The following is a 6873-nucleotide window of genomic DNA, read 5'->3' on the forward strand; positions in this document are numbered from 1 at the left end:
CTCGGTGCTGACAGGGAGGCACCAGGCCGCGTGGACGGGACACACCGTACGTTCTGGACAATCGAGGAGACAAGATCGGATAGCAGACGGCAAGAACTTACGCAGATCGACGCAAGAGATCGTCTGGAGAGGACTGTGTGGTGCGTCCCGCGCGGCAGGAAGCCAGTGCAAGTCCACGATCGGAGCAACGGCGAGGCGTCACGCGTCGAGGTGGCTGACCTCGCCCCACACGTCGGCCCAGGAACCGCGCGGCCCGGCGCACACCTGCACGAGCCCGCCCTGCTCCTCGTTGTCGACGTCGACACCGTTGTCGACACGACCCGCGCCCCGGCACCCGACCGCCCAGCCCGGGGCCTCGTCGTACCCGACCAGGACCACCGGCCCGACGACGTCGGGGGCCGGCGGGCCCCACGCCGCGTACCCGTTGTGCCCGCTGAACACGGGCACGTCGGACCCGTACCACTCGAGCGCACCCGCCTCGCCGTAGTTCGACGTGACGACGAGAGCGGCGCCGCTGTCGGTCACGGCCCGGTCCACCGCGTCCACGAGTGCGGGCCAGCCGATCATCTCCGCCTGGTCGTCGTTGAGCTCCGGGTAGACCGACGCCCCGAACGTCCGCTCGGGCAGCAGCGGGAGCGCCGCGGGCCACGCGACGAACGCGCTCAGCGCGAGGACCGCAGCGGACACGACGAGCCCGCGTCGCGACCACCGCTCCTCCAGCCCGCACGCACCCGCCGCCAGCAGCACGGGTACCGAGCCGACGACGTAGTACGCCTTGCCACCGGTCACCAGGAACACGGCGACCAGCACGAGGAACGCCCACGCCAGCGGCTTCGCCCGGACCAGCGCAGGCACCCGCAGCAGGCGCACGAGCCCGTAGACCCACAGCACCGCAGCGACCGGGCTGAGCTGCACGAGCAGGAGGCCGACGAACTCGAGCCGCGGACCTGCCCCCGAGTACTCGTCGCGGATGTCGGCGGCGAGCTCCAGCTGCGGCCAGCCGTGCGTCGCCTGCCACAGCAGGTTCGGCAGCCAGAGCAGCACCGCCAGGCCCACCCCCGCCCAGGCCCACGGCGAGCGCAGGTGGTGCCGGACCTGCGGGGTCAGCGCGACGCCGACGACGACGGCTGCCAGCAGGAACGCGACGAGGTGCTTGTCGAGCAGCCCGATCCCGCCGAGCAGCCCGACGAGCAGCCACCCCCGCGGCGCGTCCCGGGACAGGGTCCGCAGCACCACGAAGACGATCGCGACCCAGAAGAGGACGTCGATCGTGGTCGTCGACAGGATGTGCCCGAGCGTCACGACGACCACGCCGGTCCCCGTCGCGACGGCCGTGAGCAGCTGCGCCCCGGTCCGACCGCCCAGCTCGCGCGCGGTCAGGGCGGACAGCACGACGACGGCCGCGGCTGCGAGCGCACTGGGCAGGTGCAGCGCGACGAGGGACCCCGGAGCCACGAGGTCGGTCGCCCGCGCGATCAGCGGGGTCAACGGCGGCTGGTCCGGGTAGCCCCACGCGAGGCGCCGGCCGGCGGCGACGAAGTAGAGCTCGTCGCGGTGCGGGCCGTAGCGGCCGGACAGGGCGACGAGCACCGCGAGCAGCGCGCCCGCGGTGACGAGGACCCAGAGCGTCGCGAACGGAGCCACGGGCACGGGTGCGCCGCGACGCCGGCCGACGTCGGCGACGACCACCCGGGGAGCGTAGCCAACCGGCCGCGCGCGGCGGGAGGTGCCGGGTGACACTGGAGCCCATGATCAACGCACAGGTCCCCACCCTCACCCTGCCCGGCGGGCAGATCCCTGTCATCGGCCTCGGTACCTGGCAGTCGGAGGGCGGTGCCGCGGAACGTGCGGTCAGCGCGGCCCTGCAGCTCGGCTACCGCCACATCGACACCGCCACCGGCTACGGCAACGAGGCGGAGGTGGGCCGCGCCCTGGCAACCGTCGGGATCGACCGCGACGACGTCTTCGTCACCACCAAGCTCCCCCCGGACCACGCGCGCCGCGCCCGCCAGACGCTGACCGAGTCGCTCGCCGCGCTGGGCACGGACCACCTGGACCTCTGGCTGATCCACTGGCCGCCGAACAAGCAGGCGTCACCGGAGACGTGGCAGGTGTTCCGGGAGGTCCGCGACGAGGGCCTCGTCCGGTCGATCGGCGTGTCCAACTACTCGCTCGCGCAGCTCGACGAGCTCATCGCGGCCACCGGCGAGGCCCCCGCCGTGAACCAGGTCCCGTACAGCCCGCGCGACCACGACCCGGACCTGCTCGCGGCCCACCGCGAGCGCGGCATCGTCGTCGAGGGGTACAGCCCGCTCAAGCGCACGGACCTGGCCGCGCCGGCGCTGACCGACGCCGCGCAGGCCCACGGCGTGACGCCCGCGCAGGTGGTGCTGCGCTGGCACGTCCAGCACGACGTCGTGGTCATCCCGAAGTCGACGACGCCGGAGCGGATCGCGTCGAACCTCGACGTCCTGGGGTTCACGCTCACGGATGCGCAGATGGCGGCGATCGACGCGCTCGGGTGAGCCGTCGCGTCACTCGACGAGGGTGACCTCGTCGGTCTGGGACGACCAGCCGACGAGCATCCCGTGCATCAGCTGGATGTCGGACACGCCGTCCGGGAACGCGACCGTCCGCACCTCGTCGCCGCTCGCGAGGTCGAGGACGGTCACCCCGGCCTCTCCGCTGCCGTCGTACGCCGGCGACAGCAGCAGGAGGTCGCGACCGTCGGTGGCGAGCGACCCCTCGCCGGTGGACGGCAGCGGGGTGCGCCAGACGACGTCGCCGCTGCGGCCGTCGAGCGAGACGATCTCGGTCGAGGTGGTCAGGTAGACACGTCCTCGGATCACCAGGGCGTTGTAGCCGGGCTGGACCTCGGCCTCCCACAGCTGCTCTCCGGTCCGGCGGTCCCAGGCGTACGCGTGGCTGAGGTAGGTGAGCACCACGCCCGGCAGGCTGCCGTCGTCCACCGTCACCGGGACGGGCTCGCCGCGCAGCACGACGTCGCCGGAGGGGTCGGCGTCGGGGGCGAGCAGGGTCGTGGTCCGCGCACCCGTGCTCGCGTAGGACGTGATCGCGAACGTGCCCGTGACGGGGTCGGTGCTGAAGCTGGCGTCGCGGGTCGCGGTCCGGAGGTCGTCGCGGACGAGCTGTCCGGTCGACGACAGGAGAAGGAGGCCGTCGGCGTCGTACACGGCGACGGTGGCCCCGGCGGCGAACAGCCCCCAGTACTGCCGCTCGGACGACGTGACGCGGGCGTCGGCGTCGAAGGGCTCCTGGTAGCGCCACTGCTCGTCGCCGGTCCGCACGTCGTGCGCGACGACGACGACGCCCCGCTCCTCGTCACGCGTCCCGACGACGACGAGGTCGCCGACGACGGCCAGCTGCGCGGACTGCTCGACGGCCCACTCGGTGACGACGTGCCCGTCGCCGAGGTCGATCACCACCGCTCGGCTGGTGGTCGCGGGGTACCGCTCCTCCGTGCCGTCGTCCGCGTAGTGCACGAACCCGTCGGTGGCGAGGCATACGGCGACCGTCGCCTGCTCCCCCCTCGCCGCGTCGCCCTGGCACCCGCCGCCGAACCCGTTCGCCGGCGCTTCCGCCCGCCGCGCGTCCGGCCCGACCAGCGGCGTCGACCAGAGCGCCTCGCCGGTGCGCTGGTCGGTCGCCGTGAACGACTGCGACCCGTCCTGCGCGACGACGAGAGCGGCTGTGCGACCGGCACCGATGACGACTCCTGACCAGAGGTTCGTGGCGTCCGCCTGAGAGATCGTGCGCACCACGACGAGCTCGTCGCCGAGCGGTGGGAAGACGCCGGGGACGGAGGCGAGCCGTGCGGCCGCCGCGTCCTCGCGGGCGTCGACGACGAGCTGTGTGCCGACGAGCGAGAGGGCGACCGCTGCGGCGCCGGCCGCGACCCACCACAGTCCCCGCCTGCTGCGCGCGGGCACGTCGGGCTGCTCGGTGACATCGACGTCACCGTCGAGCAGCTCGACCTCCTGCATGTCGCCACCGCGCGCCATGGCGGGACTGTACCTGGCCCGCTCACTCCAGGAGGACGACCTCCTCGAAGGTCCGGGAGTAGCCCAGGAGCTGCCCGTCGTGCGCCGCGAGCTGGACGATCCCCGCAGGGAGCCCGAACCGGCGCGTGACCTCGCCGGTGGCGAAGTCGTACCCCGTCATGCCGCCAGGCCCCGTGGTGCCGGTGGTGATCGAGGTCATCAGGAGACTGTGGCCGTCGGTCGTCAGGCCGGAGTAGAAGCAGGACGGGGCCTCGGCCTCCCACACCGTCTCCCCGGTGCGGCCGTCGAGCGCGACCACGGACCCTGCGTCGCACACGTAGACGCGTCCCCGCACGACGAGCGCGTCGTATCCCGCGCGCACCTCGCGGTCCCACCGTGCCCGGCCGGTCTCCTCGTCCCAGGCGTACAGCTTGTCCCGCGTGCTCAGCACCAGACCGGGCACGCTCCCGTCGTCGACCGTGACGCTCAGGATGCGGCCGGCGAGCACGCGGTCGCGGGCGGGGTCGGCGTCGCGCGCGAGGAGCGTGGTGGTGCTCGTGGTGTCCCCGTCCTCGCCCAGCCGCGCCGGCAGGGCCGGCAGGCCGGTCGCGGGATCGGTGACGAGGATCTCGCGCCCCGGTGCCGGCAGGTCCGTGCGGACGACCTCTCCGCTCGCGGACAGCACCGTCAGGTGGGCCCCGTCGGGGTACGCGACGACGTCGCCGGCGGCGACGAACGACCAGGACGCGGCCGGACGGGACGCGGACCCGGCGGGCGAGTCCTCGTGGCGCCACCGCTGCGCCCCGGTCCGGGCGTCGTGCGCGACGATCTCGACGTCCCCGTCGCGCCGGAGCCCGACGAGCACCAGGCCCGGCAGCACGTCGATCAGGGCGTCGTGCGCGACGGCCCAGTCGGCGAGCAGGTGCCCGTCGCCGGTGTCGAGGACCGCGACCCGGGTGGTCGTCGCCGGCACGCGCTCTTCCCCCGTCGCGGTCGAGAACGTGCTGTACCCGTCCGTGACGGTGCACACGGCCCACGTCGCCTCGGCCGCCGAGGGCTCCGGGGCGCCCGGCCGGCACCCTCCGCCGCTGCTCTTGTCGCGGCCCGCGGCGCGACCGGCGTGCGGCCCGAGCAGCGGCGTGGACCAGACCGCCTGCCCGGAGCGGAGATCGGTCGCGGTGAAGGACTGGGACCCGTCCGCGCCGATCCGGATGCCCGCCCAGGTGTGGTCCGCCACCGGGATCGAGCTCGCCAGGGACCTCGTCTCCTCCTCCCCGAGCCGGCGCACGACCTCGAGCTCGTCCCCCAGCGGGTGGAGGGCGCCGGGCACGGCAGCGAGGTGCGTCACCGCGGTGCGCTCTCGGGCGTCGACCATCCCCTGCACCCCGGCGAGCACCAGCACGAGCGCGACGACGCCCCCGGCGAACCACCAGCGCCGCACCCGCGGGGTACCCGCGACCGGCAGGGACGGCTCGGCCGCGCCCTCGACGAGCTCGACCTCCTGCGTCCCCACGCGGCGGTCCATGTCGGGATTTTACTCGCCCCGGAGCCTTGTTGATATTTGTTCTCATTCGCTGTTACGGTCACGCCATGACCTCCACGAGAGCTGCCCTGCGACGCCGGACGACCATCGCCGGGCTCGCCCTGCCCCTGACCCTGCTCGCCGCCTGCGCGGGCACACCGGCCGACCCCACGACCCCCGAGAGCACGTCCGACGCGCGCGAGACCGCGACCCTGGAGTCGCGCCTCGTCCTCACCTACGACGGCGGCCTGCAGGTGCTCGACGCGAGCACGCTCGAGACCCTCGCGGACCTCCCGCTGGAGGGCTTCACCCGTGTCAACGAGGCCGGCGACGGCCGGCACGTGCTCGTCTCCACGGACGAGGGCTTCACCGTCCTCGACGCCGGGGTCTGGGCCGACGCCCACGGGGACCACTCCCACTACTACGCAGCCGACCCCGAGCTGACCGGGACCGTCTTCCCCGCCGAGAAGCCCGGGCACGTGGTCCCCCACGACGGGCGCACAGCCCTCTTCGACGACGGCACCGGCACGGTCACCGTGGTCGACAGCGCGCACGTCGCCGACGGGCCTGCCGACGCGCGCACCCTGACCACCCCGTCGGCGCACCACGGCGTCGCGGTCGAGCTCGAGGACGGCACGATCGTCGTCAGCGAAGGGACCGAGGACGCCCGGACCGGCATCCGGGTGCTCGACGCGGACGGCACCGAGACCGGCCGCTCGGACGCGTGCCCCGGCGTGCACGGCGAGGCGGTCGCCGCCGACGAGGCGGTCGTCGTCGGCTGCGAGGACGGCGTCCTGGTCTACCGCGCCGGCACCATCACGAAGGTCGCGTCCCCGGACGCCTACGGCCGCATCGGCAACCAGGCCGGCACCGAGGCGTCCCCGGTGGTGCTCGGCGACTACAAGTCCGACCCCGACGCCGAGCTCGAGCGACCGACGCGCGTCTCCCTCGTCGACACCGTCGCCGGCACCCTGCGGCTGGTCGACCTGCCGGCCAGCTACTCGTTCCGGTCCCTCGGCCGCGGCGCGGACGGGTCCGCGCTGGTGCTCGGGACCGACGGCGCGCTGCACGTCGTCGACCCCGGGACGGGTCAGCTCGTCCGGTCCACCCCGGTGGTCGAGCCGTGGACCGAGCCCGAGGACTGGCAGCAGCCCCGCCCGACCCTGCGCGTGCTCGACGGGATGGCGTACGTGACGGACCCCGCGCAGCGTCGCCTGCACGTCGTCGACCCCGCCACCGGCGAGATCTGGAAGAGCGTCGAGCTGACGGTCACCCCGAACGAGCTCACCGGCGTCACCGGCGCCACGCACTCCCACTGACCGGCGGGCGCCCCCGGCGGAACCCCGGGGG

The 6873-nt window shown here is 74.1% G+C and carries 5 protein-coding genes; 2 read left to right on the top strand and 3 right to left on the bottom strand.

Annotation, left to right across the window (positions count from 1 at the left end):
- Positions 1-198 precede the first annotated feature (198 nt).
- On the bottom strand, positions 199-1689 hold the full coding sequence (locus CTE05_RS02160; protein ID WP_186814696.1) for a glycosyltransferase family 39 protein: 1491 nt from the start codon (positions 1687-1689) through the stop codon (positions 199-201).
- A 59-nt stretch (positions 1690-1748) separates the two neighbouring features.
- Here CTE05_RS02160 and CTE05_RS02165 point away from each other — a divergent pair, with 59 nt between their 5' ends.
- A complete protein-coding gene (locus tag CTE05_RS02165) occupies positions 1749-2525 on the top strand; it encodes an aldo/keto reductase (RefSeq protein ID WP_186814697.1) in 777 nt (258 codons plus the stop codon).
- Between the two features lie 9 nt (positions 2526-2534).
- Here CTE05_RS02165 and CTE05_RS02170 read toward each other — a convergent pair whose 3' ends face one another.
- Positions 2535-4022 carry an outer membrane protein assembly factor BamB family protein gene (locus tag CTE05_RS02170; protein ID WP_146844446.1) on the bottom strand — a complete coding sequence of 496 codons (1488 nt, stop codon included), beginning with the start codon at positions 4020-4022 and terminating at the stop codon, positions 2535-2537.
- A 22-nt stretch (positions 4023-4044) separates the two neighbouring features.
- On the bottom strand, positions 4045-5526 hold the full coding sequence (locus CTE05_RS02175) for an outer membrane protein assembly factor BamB family protein (protein WP_146844447.1): 1482 nt from the start codon (positions 5524-5526) through the stop codon (positions 4045-4047).
- 65 nt (positions 5527-5591) lie between these two features.
- Here CTE05_RS02175 and aztD point away from each other — a divergent pair, with 65 nt between their 5' ends.
- A complete protein-coding gene (aztD, locus tag CTE05_RS02180) occupies positions 5592-6842 on the top strand; it encodes a zinc metallochaperone AztD (RefSeq protein WP_146844448.1) in 1251 nt (416 codons plus the stop codon).
- The last annotated feature ends 31 nt before the right edge of the window (positions 6843-6873 follow it).

This window comes from Cellulomonas terrae, assembly GCF_007990265.1.
GTDB classification, from domain to species: domain Bacteria; phylum Actinomycetota; class Actinomycetes; order Actinomycetales; family Cellulomonadaceae; genus Cellulomonas; species Cellulomonas terrae.

Excerpts from the sequence above, each read along its gene's own strand:
- CTE05_RS02165 (WP_186814697.1), top strand. The coding sequence starts at position 1,749 with ATGATCAACGCACAGGTCCCCACCCTCACCCTGCCCGGCGGGCAGATC.
- CTE05_RS02170 (WP_146844446.1), bottom strand. The coding sequence starts at position 4,022 with ATGGCGCGCGGTGGCGACATGCAGGAGGTCGAGCTGCTCGACGGTGAC.
- CTE05_RS02175 (WP_146844447.1), bottom strand. The coding sequence starts at position 5,526 with ATGGACCGCCGCGTGGGGACGCAGGAGGTCGAGCTCGTCGAGGGCGCG.
- aztD (WP_146844448.1), top strand. The coding sequence starts at position 5,592 with ATGACCTCCACGAGAGCTGCCCTGCGACGCCGGACGACCATCGCCGGG.